The organism is Lactobacillus sp. C449L, assembly GCF_059900815.1.
Map to the genome: position 1 here is coordinate 1 of NZ_JBWXGA010000297.1, position 437 is coordinate 437.

The following is a 437-nucleotide window of genomic DNA, read 5'->3' on the forward strand; positions in this document are numbered from 1 at the left end:
GCATAGCCCGTCAGGTAGGTCCAGATGACCGGAATTTGCCTGGTCAGCTTCACGTCGATGCGCTGGCCCGATTCGATCGCGGCCGCGATCTCGGCCTGGCCCCAGTTCGAGCCCGGGCCGTTCGGCCCCGCCTGCCCCTCCCGGATCCATTGCGCAAGTTCGCGGATGCCCGACACGCGCACGCACCCGGAGGACATCGCCCGAGAGTTGCGGGCGAACAGCCTCTTCGAGGGCGTATCGTGCATGTACACGGCAAGCTTGTTCGGCATGTCGATGCGGATTTCGCCGAGCGAGTTGTCGACCCCGGGATCCTGCCGGAGCGTGTAGTTCGCCGCCTTGTCCGTCGCCCAATCGATCGTCGCCGGATCGATCTCGGTCCCGTGCCCGTCGAAGATGCGGATCTTCATCTTGGCGAGGTAGCCCGGGTCCTTCCGCAT

General features: G+C 65.4%; 1 protein-coding gene. It reads right to left on the minus strand.

The genetic code is table 11. The features are described 5' to 3' along the window. Positions 1 to 437 (minus strand): L,D-transpeptidase family protein (locus AC2JF9_RS09475; protein ID WP_500727271.1); only part of this gene is annotated, 437 nt, incomplete at both ends.